The sequence below is a fragment of the Selenomonas sp. ND2010 genome, assembly GCF_000702005.1.
Classification (GTDB): Bacteria; Bacillota; Negativicutes; order Selenomonadales; family Selenomonadaceae; genus Selenomonas_A.
In genome coordinates, this window is the sequence record NZ_JNKI01000001.1 from 141,119 (window position 1) to 157,440 (window position 16,322).

Sequence of the window (16,322 nt, forward strand, 5' to 3'; positions counted from 1 at the left end):
GGAAAATCAAGTCCTCCGTAGAATCCAGTAAGGGAAAGGATGTGATTGTTCAATGGAACAAGGGAGGACGAGGAGATCATGAGGAAACCAGAAGGCAGTATCAAGACACTGTTTATAACATGTATTGTCGTTATTACGGGTGTCTTGCTAGCGATACAGACATTCATCAATGTATCGCAATTCCAAAAAGGTATGGAAGCGCAAGTCAAAGCTACGCTGGAACAGCAGGGGCAGGGGATTGCTGCCAAGCTCGATCAGCGCTTGCTGCAGATTGAGCAGAAGGGCGAAGGCCTTTCCCGTGCGGTAAGCAATATGGCAGGCTATGACAATACGGTTTTGCTCGCGACCGCCAAGAGCTTTATCGAATCGGATAAGCTGGTACTCGGCAGTGGCTATTGGTTTGAGCCGAACGCTTATCAGGAGGGAATGGAATTCTACGGTCCTTATCAGATGCGCAAGGGCAGCCAGATCGAGCTGACGATGGAGTACAGCACGGCCAGCTATAATTATTTTTCTTATCCTTGGTACAAAGAGGCTCTGGCTAATCCTGGCAAGGTTTTCTGGGATGGACCCTATCATGATGATACCTCCGGGACGAATATGCTGACCAGCAGCTGCGGTTTTACCAAGAATGGAAAAGCCGCCGGCGTCATCACGATGGATGTAGGTATCGATGAGCTGGAAAACTATGTACAGAGCATCAAAGTAGGCGAACATGGCTATGCTTTCCTGCTCAGCAAGGACGGTTACTATCTTGGCCATAAGGATAACGACAAGAACATGAAGGTCAAGATGAGTGAAGAGTCCAATCCGTCGGTGGCAGCGCTGGGCAAGCAGGCTGCTGGTATCCAGGAACTGACGCTGGTAGAAAGCGATGCGTTGGGCGAGGACAGCTATCTGATGATGGTGCCGCTTGCTATCGACAATATGAATCTGGTTCTTGTCGCACCGAAATCTGATTATACGGGCCCGATTACGCAGGCGAAATACACGAGCATCGTCATGGCCCTTATCGTCATGCTGATACTCTGCGTCGTGCTCATCGGTATTTTCAACCGCCGGGTAGGCAACCCCATCGGACACTTGATGGAGGAGGCCGGGCAGATTGCCGATGGCAACCTGACTGGTCATGTCAATGTCGCAGCCAATGACGAAATGGGCGCTCTGGGCGGCTCGCTCAACCATATGATCGAGAACCTGCGCAAGGTTATCCGCCATGTAACCGATATGTCCCAGCAGGTGGCTGCGGCCAGCGAACAGCTTACGGCAAGTGCTGACCAGTCGGCACAGGCTTCGCATATGGTCGCAGACAGCGTCGTCAATATCGCCGAAGGCGCCAGCGAGCAGGCGGTAGAGGCTGGCAATATCCAGGCTACGGCGGAAGATGTCACGGCACATGCCAAAGAGCTGGTCGGTGATACCAAGATGGTACTGGATAATGCAGTGGCTGCCAAGGCGAAGATTACCGATGGGCGCCAGTCCATTCAGGAGGCAGTAAGGCAGATGAATAATATCACTGCCAGCACGGACAGCATTCAGCAGTCCATCGAAAAACTCGACAAGAGTTCCCAGCAGATTGCAGACATCGTGCAGATGATTACCGGTATTGCTGAGCAGACGAATCTTCTGGCACTCAATGCTGCTATCGAGGCAGCCCGGGCTGGCGAAGCCGGACGCGGGTTTGCCGTAGTGGCGGATGAGGTCCGCAAACTGGCGGAAAGTTCCAATCAGTCTTCGCAGCAGATTGCACAGCTCGTACAGGCCAATATGCAGGATATGAAGTCGGCGGTTGAGGCCAGTGCCAGTGGGGCGCAGAGCGTGCAGGAAGGCATCAGCACCGTACAGTCTGCCGATGGCGCGTTCCAGGAAATCGTTGCGGTCATCGATCAGCTGACGGATAAAATCCAGACCATCGCCAAGGGCATTGAGCAGATGGCAGAAGAGAACGAAACGATGCTGCAGGCCAGCAACAATATTGCGGCGACCAGCGGCAAGAATTCCGATGAAGCCCAGTCTGTATCGGCGGCAGGCGAGGAGCAGAGTGCTTCCATGCACGAGATTTCCGATGCAGCCCGCAGTCTGGCCCAGCTGGCTGGCGATTTGCAGGCCGAGATGGAGAAGTTTAGATTATAATCCTTAAAACGAAAGCAGCGCAGTCCTGAGGATACCCTCGGAGATGCGCTGTTTTTTGTCGTTTTGTCAAAAGAGGAAAACAACTGTCTTTGGAAATCTGGTATCGGTCACGCAAATGGTTGGCTGATTCATAAAAAAATGCGAAAAGAACAATGATTTTGTAACAGCGTTCCAATTTTAGCTTCGAAAGTCTTTTTTTGCGGTACGTGCCTTGATGTATTTTACGCGGCTATGTTATAATAACTGCGGTAAATATTTTAAGGTGTGTCCGGTAATAAGCATTTATCTGCTATGGTACTCGGGTTAAATAGCAGGTAAATGCTTTTTTTATTGGACGAGAGAGGATGTGTCTAATGAAAGACGAAATTTTCAGCGTGCTGCAGCGCGTTGGCCGCAGTTTCATGCTGCCAGTTGCAGTTCTGCCGATTGCAGGTCTCTTGTTAGGCCTTGGTGCGTCGTTTACGAATCCGACGACCATCAAGACCTATGGACTGGAAGCCATCTTTGGGGATGGAACCGTGCTCCATTCCCTGCTGACGGTTATGAGCGCTGCCGGCGGTACGATTTTTGGCAACTTGCCAATCATCTTTGCCGTTGGTGTAGCCATTGGTATGGCAAAGGCCGAGAAAGAAGTTGCGGCACTGGCTGCGATGATTGCTTTCTTTGTCATGCATGTTTCCTGTAATGCAATGCTCCAGCTGACGGGAAAAATCCTGGCTGATGGCTCGATTGCCCCGGGCGTGCTCGAGGGTACGATTGCCTCGAGCTGCGGCATCATGTCGCTGCAGATGGGCGTTTTCGGCGGTATCATCGTTGGTATCGGCGTTTCTATCCTGCACAATCGCTATCATAAAATTGTTCTTCCGGATGCGCTGTCCTTCTTCGGTGGCTCGCGTTTCATTCCGATTATCTCGACGGTGGTCTTCCTGTTCGTTGGTATTGCGATGACGTTTGTTTGGCCGGTGGTCCAGGACCTCATCTTCGGTCTGGGCAATGTCGTTACGGGCACGGGCTACATCGGTACGCTGATTTTCGGTATCGTAAAACGTGCACTGATTCCGTTTGGTCTGCACCATGTCTTCTATCTGCCGTTCTGGCAGACGGGCGTTGGCGGCAGCATGATGATCGATGGCCAGCTCGTACAGGGTGGTCAGAATATCTTCTTTGCGCAGCTCGCTTCGCCGAATGTCGCTCACTTCAGTGCTGACGCTACGCGTTATTTCTCCGGTGAGTTCATCTTCATGATCTTCGGTCTGCCGGGTGCTGCACTTGCTATGTACCGCTGCGCTCGTCCGGAGAAGAAAAAGGTCGCTGGCGGCCTGCTGCTTTCGGCAGCGCTTACGTCGATGCTCACGGGTATCACGGAGCCGATTGAGTTCTCGTTCCTGTTCGTTGCACCGATGCTCTTCGGTGTTCAGGTTATCCTGGCTGGCGCCGCTTATATGATTGCGCACATGCTCAATATCGCTGTCGGCCTCACGTTCTCGGGTGGTCTTTTGGACCTCTTTATCTTCGGTATCCTGCAGGGCAATGATAAGACGAGCTGGATGCTCATCATCCCGGTTGGTATCGTTTATTTCTTCCTGTATTATTTCGCGTTCTCGTTCCTCATCAAGAAGTTCAACTTCAAGACGCCGGGACGCGAGGATGACGATGAAGAGACGAAGCTTTACACGAAAGCTGATGTCAAGGCCCGCAAAGAGGGCGCTGCTGGTGCTGGCGATGAACTCAGCCCGGTTATTGCCCGCGCGCTGGGCAGCAAGCGCAACATCACGTCGGTGGACTGCTGCGCAACGCGTCTGCGCTGCTCGGTAGCAGATTCGGAGCTCGTCAATCAGAAACTCCTGAAGGCTACGGGGGCTTCGGGCGTTATCGTCAAAGGTACGGGTGTCCAGGTCATCTATGGACCGAAAGTTGCCGTTATCAAATCGAACCTCGAAGAGTATCTGGCTACGGCTCCGGATGTTGAGCCGGAGGCTGATGCTCCGGCAGTAGAGGAGCAGGCAGAAACTACGGCTGAGGCTCCGGCAGCAGCTCATGGTGAGCATGAGTTTTATGCGCCGGTCGCTGGTACGGCCCATGCCATTACGGAAGCTCCGGATGATGCTTTTGCCGGCAAGATGATGGGCGATGGTTTCTTCATTGCTCCGGCTGATGGCAATGTCGTTGCTCCGTGCGATGCCGAGGTCATGTTCGTATTCGATACGAAGCATGCGATTGGCATGAAGGCAGCTGACGGTACGGAGTTCCTCATCCACTTCGGCGTTGACACCGTCAAACTCGGTGGCCAGGGCTTTGAGGTCTTCGTCGAGCAGGGCCAGCAGGTCAAGAAGGGCGACAAGCTCATGCAGGTCGACCTCGACTATGTCAAGGCGAATGCTCCGTCGGATGTCTGCCTCGTAATCTTCACGGGCGGTCAGGCTGTCCATGTAGAAAAATCCTATGGGGTCAAAGCTTTGGATGCAGTAGCTTCCTATTGATTGGATTGCCATAATATTGTGCTGGTCGAGATAAAAGTGTAAAACGTGTTCTTGACAGCAGCTATGTTGTATGATATATTTACTACATCATCAAGATAGCAATGACGCTTGATTGGAGGCTGGGCCCAGCCTCTGGTCAGGCGTCTTTTTGTTTGATGATAAGAATGGAATACTTCAGGCAGAGGAGCCAGTCTGTTTTGCGGATGTCCAAAGGCATCGGCAAAGCAGGCTGGCTTTTGTGCGATAGGAGGAATAAGTATGAGCATGGAACATGGAAGCACAATAACGGTAACACAGGAGATGGCAGGGAAGCGTGAGGAAAATCTTACGCGGGTGTTAAAGCCGATTCATCTTTGGGCTTTAGCGGTAGGACTTGTCATTTCCGGCAATTATTTTGGCTGGAGCTATGGCTTTGCCGCTGGTGGTGTCATGGGCCTCGCACTGGCACTGATTCCGGTAACGATTTTTTATGTGACGTTTATTCTCTCGTATTCGGAGCTCGCGACAGCCATTCCGCATGCAGGCGGCCCGTCGGCATACGCACGCCGGGCAATGGGGAAATTCGGCGGTTATCTGAATGGTATCAGCTGCCTTATCGAGTTTGTCTTTGCTCCGCCGGCTATTGCGCTAGCTGTTGGTGGTTATGTACACGCGTTATTGCCAGCCATTGACCCGATGGTGGCAACCGTAGCCGCATTTTTCTTCTTTATCTTTTTGAACTATTTAGGCATGAAGACTTCGGCGACATTTGAACTGGCGGTGACGGTTATCGCGCTAATGGGACTCGTAATCTATTGGGGGCTTGCGGCACCGCATTTTGATATGGCCCGCGTTGCCACTACGCCGCTTTTGCCGCATGGCTTTGATGGCTTGATGGCTGCCGTGCCCTTTGCGATTTGGTTTTATTTGGCGATTGAAGGCGGTGCGATGAGTGCCGAGGAAATGGTCGATCCGCAGCATGATATTCCGAAAGGTTTTTTGAGTGGTATGGCAACGCTTTTGGTCATGGCGATTCTCACACTGTTTTTGACGGCTGGCGTAGCCGATGTGGATGCCGTTGCTGCGGTTGATTTCCCGTTGCCGCTGGCACTTAGTGCGGCTTATGGAGAAGGTTCCCTGCCGGTACTGCTTATGAGTGGTATTGGTCTTTTCGGTCTGGTGGCGTCGCTGCATGGCATCATCGTTGGCTATTCGCGTCAGACTTATGCGATGGCCCGTACGGGGTATTTGCCGAAATTTCTCGCCCATCTTGACGAGAAACATCATACGCCGGTTTGGGCGCTGATCCTGCCGGGCATTGTCTGCCTGTTTACGGCGCTTACGGGACTTACGGATTTGGTCATTACGATCGCTTGCTATGGTTCCGTGGTCATGTATTTGACGAGTTTGATTTCGTTCTTTATCCTGCGGCATAAGGAACCGGCTCTTTCGCGGCCGTTCAAGGTGCCAAGTCTTTTGATTCCGGTCATAAGTGCCATGATGGCCGTGTTCTGCCTCGTGAGCCTTGTCATGGCATCGAGTGAGGTCCTTCCCTATGTAGTGGGGATTTATGTAGTGGCTATTGCGTATTATTTCTTGTATGGCAACAAGCATATCCGTCCGTTTGATGAGGAGTTTGGTGTGCTCGATGCTCTCGATGAGGAAGCTTGACGATGGCGCAGGAAATTCTCAGTGCAGGCATCGATATTGGAACGACTACTTCACAGGTGATTTTCAGCCGTTTGCGGCTGGAAGATAATTCTTATACGGCGGTGCCTGATGTGAAAATCACGCAAAAGGAAGTCCTATACAAGAGCCCCGTGTATTTTACTCCGCTGAGAGATGATGGCAATATTGATGCCCAGGCATTGGATCGGCTGCTGCTTACCGAGTATGCAAGAGCCAAGGTCAAGCGGGAAGATGTTTCCACCGGGGCTGTCATTATTACGGGTGAGAGTTCGCGCAAACAAAATGCCAGATTGGCGGTGGAAGAGTTATCCGCCGCTGCTGGCGATTTTGTCGTGGCGGCAGCTGGCCCGGACTTGGAGTCGGTATTGGCTGGGTATGGCGCTGGGGCGGCGGATTATTCGGAAAAATATCCGGCAACCGTGGCTAATTTTGATATTGGCGGTGGTACGACTAATGTGGCCGTTTTTTTAGGTGGCGAGCTGCAGGATGCTTTTGCTTTGGATATTGGCGGGCGCTTGGTGCGGCTATCAGCCGACCATTCCGTGACGTATATTTCTCCACGACTTAAGCCATTGATGGCGGCGATGGGGTTGCGCCTGCAGGTGGGCAGGGCAGCCGAGCTGGCCGAGCTCGTAAAATTAGCCGGGCAGTTTGCCGATATCTGCCGGCGAATTTGCCTCGATGAACCGCTGGAGCCTTGGGAACGAGGTCTTTATATCGGTCATGGCAAACGGCTGGGCAAACTGAATGCGGTGATGTTTTCCGGTGGGGTAGCAGAGTATATTCATGACGCCCCTGTGATGTGCTGGGAGGACGTCTTGCGGTATGGAGACATCGGACCGTTGGTGGGGGTGGCCTTTTGGCGGGCTTTTTCGGCACAGCCACAAGTGAAGCTCCTTAATTCGCGGGAACGCATCCGTGCCACGGTTATCGGCGCGGGAAGCTATGCGGTGCGGTTGAGTGGCAGTACCGTCATGCTGGATGATGCGCTGGTGCCGCTTACGAATATCCCGGTTATCCGTTTGGAGCATCTTGAAAGTCCGGTTGCATTGAAAGAGGAGTACCGCTTGAAGCGGGATGTTTATCCCCAAAGACAGCAGGTGGCCATTTCATTGGCTGGACCAGCAGGAAGTTCGTATGTGGATTTGGCAAACCTTGCTGATGGGCTGCTTAGGGCAACGGAGAATGACGCGCAAATCCTGCTCGTTGTCATGGAACAGGACTTTGCTAAGGCACTGGGACTTTTGTTGAAACACCGAGGAAAGGGAAGGCAGGTTATCTGTCTTGACCGCATAAAGGCACAGCCGGGGGATTATATCGATGTGGGCAGGTCCGTCGCCGGAACCGTTCCAGTGGTGGTCAAGACGTTGATTTTTAAAAGTTGAAAGTAGGCAATAGCGATGAAATTAAAGACAAATCTTTTTGGTCAGACGTATTCCTTTAAGGATGTCAAGGAGGTACTGGCCAAGGCAAATGAGGAAAAATCCGGTGACATGCTGGCTGGTATTGCAGCGAGCGGTAATGTGGAACGGGTGGCGGCTAAGGTGGTATTAGCCAATATGACGCTAAAAGACTTGCGGGAAAATCCCGTGGTCGCTTATGAAGAGGATGACATCACACGGGCAGACCAGGATGCTGTGTCCGATACGGTTTATCAGCAGATAAAAGGCTATACCGTGGGAGAGTTTCGTGAATTTTTGCTGCGGGAGACGCCAGAGAAGGTCCGTGCCATCCGGCCGGGGCTTACGGCAGAGATGGTCGCAGGCGTGACCAAGCTTATGTCCAATATGGATCTGGTATATGCTGCCCGCAAGCTTACGGTGGAAGCTACCTGCAATACGACTATTGGCCGGCCGGGAACCATTTCCTCGCGGCTGCAGCCCAATCACGCGACGGATAATCCCGCGGGCATTATGGCCTCCGTCATGGAAGGTATCAGCTATGGCGTGGGAGATGCAGTCATTGGTCTCAATCCGGCAGTCGATACTATCGATAGTGTTGCCAGCATCCTGCGGGAGTTTGACACGTTTACGCAGAAATGGCAGATTCCTACGCAGGACTGCGTACTAGCGCATGTCACCACCCAGATGGAGGTGCTGGAAAAGAACCTTGCGCCGATGGATTTGATGTTCCAGAGTTTGGCCGGTTCAGAAGTCGCCAGTCGGGCTTTTGGCATCAATGTGGCCTTGATGGATGAAGCCTATGCCATCATGCGGGAAAAGAAGCATTCCGCTGGGGAGAATTTCATGTACTTTGAGACAGGGCAAGGCTCGGAACTTTCTTCGGATGGTCATCATGGCGCCGATCAGCTGGTAATGGAAGCCCGTTGTTATGCCTTTGCCAAACGGTATCATCCGTTTCTTGTCAATACGGTGGTCGGCTTTATCGGGCCGGAATATCTCTATGATGGCCGTCAGATGATACGGGCCGGGCTCGAAGATCATTTTATGGGGAAACTCACGGGGGTTCCCATGGGCTGCGATGTTTGTTACACCAATCACATGCGGGCAGATCAGAATGATTTGGAAAATCTGGCGATGATGCTTGCGATGGCAGACTGCAACTACATCATGGGGATTCCTGGTGGCGACGATGTGATGCTGATGTATCAGACGACGAGTTATCATGATGTGGCATCCCTGCGGCGCTTGACGGGCAAAAAGCCTATAGCGGAATTTGCTCGGCGCATGCAGGAACTTGAGATTTTGGATGAAGCGGGAAATCTTACGGCAAAGGCCGGAGACCCGTCCCTGTTCTTTACGGGGGATGCGATGATGTCGGGAGGTATGGCCGTATGAATGAGACAGAAGAATTTGTAAGCGATATATCGCTGCCAGAAGTGAAGGAGCGGGTTCTCGTCGAACATCCGCATAGCCTGGCGATGATAAAGCGGTTAAAGAAGACCACCAATGCGCGCTTGGGCGTCGGCCGTGCAGGAGACCGCTATCGGACGGAAACGTTGCTGAAGTTTCGCGCAGACCATGCAATCGCACAGGATGCAGTATGGACGGATATCGATGAGACGCTGATCGATGAAATGGGGTTCTACAAAGTTCAGACTTTGGTGCAGAACAAGGAAGAATATGTGCGGCGGCCCGATAGAGGGCGGCTTTTTTCGGCAGGAACCATGGCGGCTATAAAACGGGACTGCATCCATAATCCCGATGTGCAGCTCGTGATTGCCGATGGGTTGAGCGGTTTTGCGATAAATGCAAATCTCAAGGATATTTATGCCATCATGATGGATGGGTTCCAAGAAAAAGGGTATCGCGTGGGAACACCGATTTTCGTGCGCTACAGCCGCGTGGCTACCATGGACAAAATCAGTGAAGCGTTGGGAGCAACGGTCACGATCCAGTTGATTGGCGAGCGGCCGGGACTGGCCACAGGCGAAAGCATGAGCGTTTATATGGCTTATGAAGCCAGCAGCAAGAAGCCGGAGTCCCAACGGACGGTGGTTTCGAATATCTATGAGCAGGGCATTCCTCCGTTGGAGGCAGGGGCTCAGGTCGTTCACTTGACGGAAGTGCTTATGAGGGAAAAGAAAAGTGGGGTGGATCTGAAGATATGATGGATGCAGCAGCACGTATGACGGCGAGAATGGCTATTCCGCCAGGGAGTCTTGGGATTTTAGAACAGCAGGCGCGGAAATTGTTTCGTGCCTGGTCGGATTTTCATGAGACGATAAAACCGTATCATTATATCTTTGCGGCCGATAACGGCGTGGTTACCGCTGGCGTAGTTCGGCAGGAACAGGCCATCACGTATCTGCAGGCCAAGAATATGGTTGAGGGACGGGCGGCTATCAGCTGTTTCTGCAAAGCCCAGAACGTTCCGTATGCGGTAGTGGACGTAGGGATAAACAGCGGGGAGGCGGTTGGCCTGAATCGCAAGGTGGCCCGTGGAACCAAAAACTTTTTGGAAAGCCCGGCGATGACGGAGCGGGAATTCTGGCAGGCCTATGACGTCGGCGCCGAAATGGTGCAGCGAGCGCAGGTAGCTGGTTGCAATCTCTTGTCATTCGGGGAGATGGGCATTGGCAATACTACGACTTCGACGGCAGTCTTGCATGCGCTTACGGGAGCAAGCTTGCTGGAAATCACTGGCTATGGGGCAAATCCTGGTCATCCAGAGATCGTTTTGCGCAAACGGGAGGTCATTCACGAAGCGGTTCAAAAATATCGTCCGCTGATGAAAGCAACGCAGGGGATAATCCGCTGTGTGGGTGGTTTTGATATCGCGGCACTTTGCGGTGCGATGATGGCCTGCCACGAACGAAAAATCCCCTTTATGCTCGATGGTTTTATCACAGCAGTGGCTTTGGCCTGTGCGGCGCGCATCGAGCCAGCGGTTTGCGCCATGGCAATTCCTTCTCATATGTCGCAGGAACCAGGGATGCTTTACGCTCTGCAAGCGGCGGGCATTCGGCCTGACGAGGTACCTATACAGGCGGGACTGCGGCTCGGCGAAGGAACTGGGGCAATCCTTGGACTATCCATGTTGCGGACAATGTTGTATACTGTTTATAACATGAAAACAATGGACGAATTATTATTAGAAAGTTGTGGTGCCGCCAAATGAGTAGTTTGCGTTCTTTTGTCTTACTGTTACAATTTTTTACGCGTTTGCCTTTGCCCTGGCAGATCCCCTTTGAGGAGGGGATGCTGTCCAGGGCAATTATTTGGTTGCCGCTGGTGGGGCTTATTATCGGCGGGATAAATGCCCTGGCGTATATGCTGGGAAGTTTCCTCGCGGGGCCGGTGGCAGGCGTGTTCTTTGCTATGGGGGCCAATCTGTTCCTGACGGGAGCGTTCCATCTCGATGGTTTGGCCGATACCTGCGATGGCATTTATTCGAGCCGTAAGCGGGAACGCATGCTGGAAATCATGAAGGACAGTCGTTTGGGGACCAATGGTGCTTGTGCTTTGCTGTTAGTGTTTTTGGCGCGGTATCATGGGCTTTTGCTGTTGCCGGAGACGCTTATACCCGTCGTGATTCTTTTGCTGCCGACTGTTGCGCGGGCCTGTAATCCGCTGTTGATGTTGTCGAAATATGCGCGCAAAGAGGGTTTGGGCAATTTGTTTATTGGAAAGGTTACCTGGGGGCGTGTGCTAGTATCGGTAGGCATGGGGGCGTTCTTGGTATTTATTCTTACAGAAAATATTTGGCTGCTGTTGGCTTATTTGTTAGTGGCTGTTTCGCAACGGCTTTTTACCTATTACATAACAGGGATATTGGGAGGCATGACGGGGGATACCCTTGGCGCTGGCGACGAATTGAGTGAGATGCTTTTTCTGGGGCTTTGCTGTCTGGGGGCTTATCATGGCTGGCTTTGACTCTTATCGGTTAACGGTTTATTTCCTCCGTCATGGCGAAGCCGTGGGGAACGTGCGGGGCGGTTACTATGGACGCACGGATTGTCCGCTGACGGCAAAGGGATGTCAGCAGGCGGTAAGTGCTGGGAAGCAATTGCAAAAATTACGGGAAGAAGCGGGCCGGGAATTGCTGCTGGTTACCAGTCCCTTGGAGCGGGCGCGGCATACGGCGGCTATAGTCCGTGAGACTGCTGGACTTAGGGGGGCGTTTTTCGTTGAGTCGGATTGGCAGGAGATCGATTTTGGCCGTTGGGAAAAAAGACGCTATGAAGATTTGCTGCATGAGGACCCGGCAGCCTGCCAGCGGCTTTGCAACGATTGGCAGAACTTTTGCTATCCGCAGGGCGAAAGTTTTCGCCTGTTTTCGGAGCGCGTCATAGCCGCTTGGCAAAAGTGGCAGCAGCTTGCTGTGGAACGGCAGCAGGATTTGTTGGTGGTCAGCCATGGCGGTGTGTTAAAAGTTATTCGCCTATTCGCTGCGGCGCGTCCTTGGGACGATTTTTGGCGTCTGCGCATTTCGCCGGGAGAATTGCAAGTTATGCCGCATTGCATTTAAGAAAAAATAATAGCATAATTAAGGGTGTAGTGGTAATGGACATTAGGCGGGACGGAGTGATAATATGCGGATAATCGTTACGGATTCTTATGAAAAAATGGGGCAAGAAGCGGCTAATATTGTGGCTGGGCAGGTTTATTTAAAACCGGATAGTGTTTTGGGGCTGGCAACGGGCAGTACGCCGGTTTCGATGTATCAGCGGCTGGTGGCAGTCCATAAGACGGTCGGGCTGGATTTTTCTGAGGTTACAACTTTTAATCTGGATGAATACATCGGCATGAGTCCTGATAATCCGCAAAGCTATCATTATTTCATGCAGGAGAATTTTTTTAAGCACATCAATATTCGTCCGGAAAATGTATATCTTCCAGATGGAATGGCGGCAGATATGATTGCCGAAGGGGAGCGTTATGAAAAACTGATTGAGTCTAAAGGCGGTATCGATTTACAAGTGCTTGGCATCGGGCAGAATGCACATATTGGCTTCAATGAGCCCGATGTGAAATTTGCCGCGACCACGCATAAGGTGGAACTCGATGAGGAAACCATACAGGCAAATTCCCGCTTCTTTGCCAGTGTCAGTGAAGTGCCTCGTTATGCGATCAGCATGGGGATAAAAACCATTATGATGGCGGAGCATGTTATCCTGTTGGCCAATGGGATAAACAAAGCCAAGGCAGTTTATAAAGCAGTATGTGGTGATGTGACGCCGGAGGCGCCGGCATCAATCCTGCAGCTGCACCGGGATGTTGCGGTTATCGTGGATGAGGAGGCGGCATCCTTGCTGCCTGCTGCTATCCGCGGAGTAAATATAACCAGAAAATAATAAGGAGGATCTTTATTTGCTAAGGCACAGCGCTTTGGGAAATCTTTTATGCTCCCGATAGCGGTTTTGCCGGCAGCTGGTATCCTGTTGGGGATTGGCGGAGCTTTGTCGAATCCAAATTCGATTAAGGCGTATCCGTTTCTGGATATTGGCTGGCTGCAGAATATATTTGCCATCATGGCAGCTGCCGGCAATGTGGTCTTTGCCAATTTGGCAATCCTGTTTGCTATTGGCATAGCCGTCGGCCTGGCGCGTTCGGATAAGGGGACGGCGGGGTTGTCAGCGGCACTGGCACTGCTGGTTATGAATTCTACCATCAATGCGCTGCTCAAAATAACGGGGACTTTGGCTGAAGATAATTTGGCTGGTGTTGGCCAGGGCATGTCGCTGGGGATTCAGACTTTGGAAACGGGTGTTTTCGGCGGTGTAGCCGTTGGTATTATGACGTATTTGTTGCATGCCCGCTTCAATAAGATTGAATTGCCGCAGTTCCTAGGCTTTTTTGGCGGTTCACGTTTCGTGCCAATCGTTACTTCGTTTTCGGCTATTTTCCTAGGGATGTTCATGTTTGTGGTTTGGCCGCACTTTCAGCAGCTCATCTTCGGTATGGGCGGCTTGGTGGAGTCGACGGGATATATCGGTACCCTTATCTATGGTTTTGTCTTGCGTATGCTGGGACCGTTCGGACTGCATCATATTTTCTATTTGCCATTCTGGACTACAGCTCTGGGTGGTGCGGAAGTCATTCAGGGCCAGTTGGTAGAAGGAACGCAGCGAATATTCTTTGCGCAGCTTGGCGATCCGAATACTTCGCAGTATTACATCGGTATTTCCCGCTTCATGTCTGGCCGGTTCATCACGATGATGTTTGGTTTGTTAGGAGCCTGCCTGGCCATGTATCATACGGCTAAGCCGGAGAAGAAAAAACTGGTCGGTGGTTTGCTGCTTTCGGCAGGACTCACCTCCTTCTTGACAGGAATTACAGAGCCGATTGAGTTTTCTTTCCTGTTTGTAGCTCCGATGCTCTATGTGCTGCATGCATTCTTTGATGGCTGTGCTTTCATGCTGGCGCATATTTTACAGATTACCGTTGGGCAGACATTCTCGGGAGGCTGCATCGACTTGATTTTGTTTGGTATCCTGCAGGGGAATGATAAAACCAATTGGATGTATATTCCGATGGTGGGGATTCCGTGGTTCTTCCTTTATTATTTCTCCTTCAAATACCTTATCTTGAAGTTTGATTTCAAGACGTTGGGCCGAGAGGATGACGATGAGGCCGCAGAGGGTGTGGATGCTTCGTCAGCAGCTGGCGACAAGGATGCGAAGCGCACAGATCTTATCATAAAGGGCTTGGGCGGTCAGGCTAACATTGTTGAGCTGGATTGTTGTGCGACTCGTTTGCGGGTAACAGTCAAGGATGGCAGCTTGGTAAGCGAGCGGATGCTTAAAGAGAGCGGTTGTCGTGGTGTATTGCAAAGCGGTACTGGCGTTCAAGTCATTTACGGGCCGCAGGTAACGGTTATCAAAAATGAATTAGAAGAAGTTTTGAGTTTTTAAGAATAGCAGGGAACGCAAAAAGGTTCAGCTCTTTATCAAGGGGTTGAACCTTTTTGTTTACGAAGTTACAAATATGACGTTGACATTATTTATCTGTTATTGTATCATATACAAAACAGCATAGAAGCTATAAAAAAACAATATAGCATAAGTACAATGGGGTACATCGTGTAAGGGAAATATTTTCCCGGGCATGATGTGCCCTTTTTTTGAAAGGGCGAATGTAATTTGCGAAAAAAGATAGGTTTGCCTTTGGGGCTGTTGACTTTGTTGTTCATTTTATTATTGCCGACGCCGCCGGATTTGTCGACTGCTGGACATCGGATGTTGGCGGTGCTGGTGTTTTCCGTCGTGATTTGGATGTTTGAGACGGTTTCGTATCCGGTGTCGGCGGCTATCATTATTTCGCTTATGGCTTTTCTGTTGGGAACGGCACCCAATATGATGAACCCGGATAAGACACTGGGAACATCTGGCGCGCTAAAGCTGGCGATGTCGGGGTTTTCAAGTCCTGCGTTGGCACTGGTAGGAGCGGCACTATTTATTTCAGCGGCCATGATGAAAACAGGGCTTGATAAACGGTTGGCATTATTTATTCTCTCGAAAATTGGTGCCAAGACGAAAAATGTTTTGGCTGGAGTTATCCTGGTCGGTTTTATCCTGAGCTTTTTTGTGCCGAGTACCACTGCGCGCGTGTCGTGTATGGTGCCCATCGTCATGGGAATCATTTCGGCCTTTGGAGTGCCGCTCAAAAGTCGCTTTTCAGCTGTGATGATGATTGCGATTGCCCAGGCTGACAGTATTTGGAATGTAGGTATCAAGACGGCAGCGGCGCAGAATATGATTGCGCTGGATTTTATTGAAAAACAGCTGGGAACAACGGTAAGCTGGATGGACTGGTTTATCACGGCCGCTCCCTTTGCGGTAATCATGAGTGTGGTGCTTTACTTCCTGCTGCTGAAATTGGTGCCGCCAGAGATGGATGAAATTGAGGGCGGACAGGCAACGGTGGCCCGGGAGCTAAAGGCGTTGGGCCCTATGTCGCTGAGTGAGAAGAAGCTGCTGGTGGTTTCGTTGATTTTGTTATTCTTGTGGTCTACCGAAAAGATTTTGCATAACTTCGATACGTCCTCGACGACGATGGCGGCGATTACCATTATGATGCTCCCAGGGATAGGAATCATGACTTGGAAAGAGGCGCAGGCAAAAATCGGCTGGGGAACTCTCGTGTTGTTTGGCGTTGGCATAAGCCTGGGATCAGCGGTGCTTTCGACAAAGGCGGCGGCCTGGATTGCTCATGTGATTGTATCGTTGTTTGGTCTTTACCATACGTCGGCTTTTATGATCATAGCGATACTGGCGATGTTTTTGATTGTCATTCATTTGGGGTTTGCCAGTGCTACGGCCTTGGCAGCGGCCATGATTCCTATCGTTATATCGGTGTTGCAGGGAGCAGCGGAACATTCGCAGCTCAATGTGGTGGGGATGACGCTTATCCTGCAGTATGTGATTTGTTTCGGTTTCATTTTGCCCGTCAATGCGCCCCAGAATATGGTAGCCTTTGGCACGGAAACTTTTGAAGCCAAGACCTTCATCAAGACGGGAATCCCCCTTACGCTGATTGCCTACAGTCTTATTTTGCTTATGGCGTCAACGTATTGGAAATGGCTGGGCATTATCCTGTAAAATGCACGTGGGGATTCTTGACGGAATGAATGGTGCGT

The 16,322-nt window shown here is 51.3% G+C and carries 12 protein-coding genes; all 12 read left to right on the top strand.

The annotated features are described in order from the left end of the window. Positions 1–78: 78 nt before the first annotated feature. The 12 genes from T504_RS0100680 (at position 79) to T504_RS0100735 (ending at position 16,284) form a co-directional block, all read left to right on the top strand. Entirely contained in the window at positions 79–2,133 is a 2,055-nt protein-coding gene (locus T504_RS0100680) for a methyl-accepting chemotaxis protein (RefSeq protein ID WP_033169118.1), read from the top strand. A gap of 353 nt (positions 2,134–2,486) precedes the next feature. Further along, on the top strand, positions 2,487–4,613 hold the full coding sequence (locus tag T504_RS14360) for a PTS sugar transporter subunit IIABC (protein WP_081823320.1): 2,127 nt from the start codon (positions 2,487–2,489) through the stop codon (positions 4,611–4,613). Positions 4,614–4,871: 258 nt separating this feature from the next. Next, positions 4,872–6,263: an ethanolamine permease gene (gene eat, locus T504_RS0100690; RefSeq protein ID WP_197018651.1), complete on the top strand. Its 1,392-nt coding sequence runs from the start codon at positions 4,872–4,874 to the stop codon at positions 6,261–6,263. A 2-nt stretch (positions 6,264–6,265) separates the two neighbouring features. Further along, positions 6,266–7,666 (top strand): ethanolamine ammonia-lyase reactivating factor EutA, encoded by a 1,401-nt coding sequence (locus T504_RS0100695; protein ID WP_033169119.1) that lies wholly within the window; start codon positions 6,266–6,268, stop codon positions 7,664–7,666. A 15-nt stretch (positions 7,667–7,681) separates the two neighbouring features. Further along, positions 7,682–9,079 (top strand): ethanolamine ammonia-lyase subunit EutB, encoded by a 1,398-nt coding sequence (locus T504_RS0100700; RefSeq protein WP_033169120.1) that lies wholly within the window; start codon positions 7,682–7,684, stop codon positions 9,077–9,079. Next, the gene (eutC, locus tag T504_RS0100705; RefSeq protein ID WP_081823321.1) at positions 9,076–9,852 is read left to right on the top strand and encodes an ethanolamine ammonia-lyase subunit EutC; all 777 of its coding nucleotides are present in this window, start codon (positions 9,076–9,078) and stop codon (positions 9,850–9,852) included. Before T504_RS0100700 ends, eutC begins: the two co-directional genes overlap by 4 nt. After that, entirely contained in the window at positions 9,849–10,862 is a 1,014-nt protein-coding gene (locus T504_RS0100710) for a nicotinate-nucleotide--dimethylbenzimidazole phosphoribosyltransferase (protein WP_051635106.1), read from the top strand. Before eutC ends, T504_RS0100710 begins: the two co-directional genes overlap by 4 nt. Beyond that, a complete protein-coding gene (cobS, locus tag T504_RS0100715) occupies positions 10,859–11,617 on the top strand; it encodes an adenosylcobinamide-GDP ribazoletransferase (protein WP_033169121.1) in 759 nt (252 codons plus the stop codon). Before T504_RS0100710 ends, cobS begins: the two co-directional genes overlap by 4 nt. Continuing rightward, positions 11,604–12,212: a histidine phosphatase family protein gene (locus tag T504_RS0100720; RefSeq protein ID WP_051635108.1), complete on the top strand. Its 609-nt coding sequence runs from the start codon at positions 11,604–11,606 to the stop codon at positions 12,210–12,212. Before cobS ends, T504_RS0100720 begins: the two co-directional genes overlap by 14 nt. Before the next feature lie 64 nt (positions 12,213–12,276). Then, positions 12,277–13,038, top strand: a complete 762-nt coding sequence (gene nagB / locus T504_RS0100725) for a glucosamine-6-phosphate deaminase (RefSeq protein ID WP_033169122.1) — start codon at positions 12,277–12,279, stop codon at positions 13,036–13,038. A gap of 48 nt (positions 13,039–13,086) precedes the next feature. Beyond that, positions 13,087–14,598, top strand: a complete 1,512-nt coding sequence (locus tag T504_RS0100730) for a PTS transporter subunit EIIC (protein WP_081823322.1) — start codon at positions 13,087–13,089, stop codon at positions 14,596–14,598. A gap of 228 nt (positions 14,599–14,826) precedes the next feature. After that, positions 14,827–16,284: a DASS family sodium-coupled anion symporter gene (locus T504_RS0100735; RefSeq protein WP_033169123.1), complete on the top strand. Its 1,458-nt coding sequence runs from the start codon at positions 14,827–14,829 to the stop codon at positions 16,282–16,284. The last annotated feature ends 38 nt before the right edge of the window (positions 16,285–16,322 follow it).

Coding starts and splice junctions, on each gene's coding strand:
- T504_RS0100680 (WP_033169118.1), top strand. CDS start 79: ATGAGGAAACCAGAAGGCAGTATCAAGACACTGTTTATAACATGTATT.
- T504_RS14360 (WP_081823320.1), top strand. CDS start 2,487: ATGAAAGACGAAATTTTCAGCGTGCTGCAGCGCGTTGGCCGCAGTTTC.
- eat (WP_197018651.1), top strand. CDS start 4,872: ATGAGCATGGAACATGGAAGCACAATAACGGTAACACAGGAGATGGCA.
- T504_RS0100695 (WP_033169119.1), top strand. CDS start 6,266: ATGGCGCAGGAAATTCTCAGTGCAGGCATCGATATTGGAACGACTACT.
- T504_RS0100700 (WP_033169120.1), top strand. CDS start 7,682: ATGAAATTAAAGACAAATCTTTTTGGTCAGACGTATTCCTTTAAGGAT.
- eutC (WP_081823321.1), top strand. CDS start 9,076: ATGAATGAGACAGAAGAATTTGTAAGCGATATATCGCTGCCAGAAGTG.
- T504_RS0100710 (WP_051635106.1), top strand. CDS start 9,849: ATGATGGATGCAGCAGCACGTATGACGGCGAGAATGGCTATTCCGCCA.
- cobS (WP_033169121.1), top strand. CDS start 10,859: ATGAGTAGTTTGCGTTCTTTTGTCTTACTGTTACAATTTTTTACGCGT.
- T504_RS0100720 (WP_051635108.1), top strand. CDS start 11,604: ATGGCTGGCTTTGACTCTTATCGGTTAACGGTTTATTTCCTCCGTCAT.
- nagB (WP_033169122.1), top strand. CDS start 12,277: ATGCGGATAATCGTTACGGATTCTTATGAAAAAATGGGGCAAGAAGCG.
- T504_RS0100730 (WP_081823322.1), top strand. CDS start 13,087: ATGCTCCCGATAGCGGTTTTGCCGGCAGCTGGTATCCTGTTGGGGATT.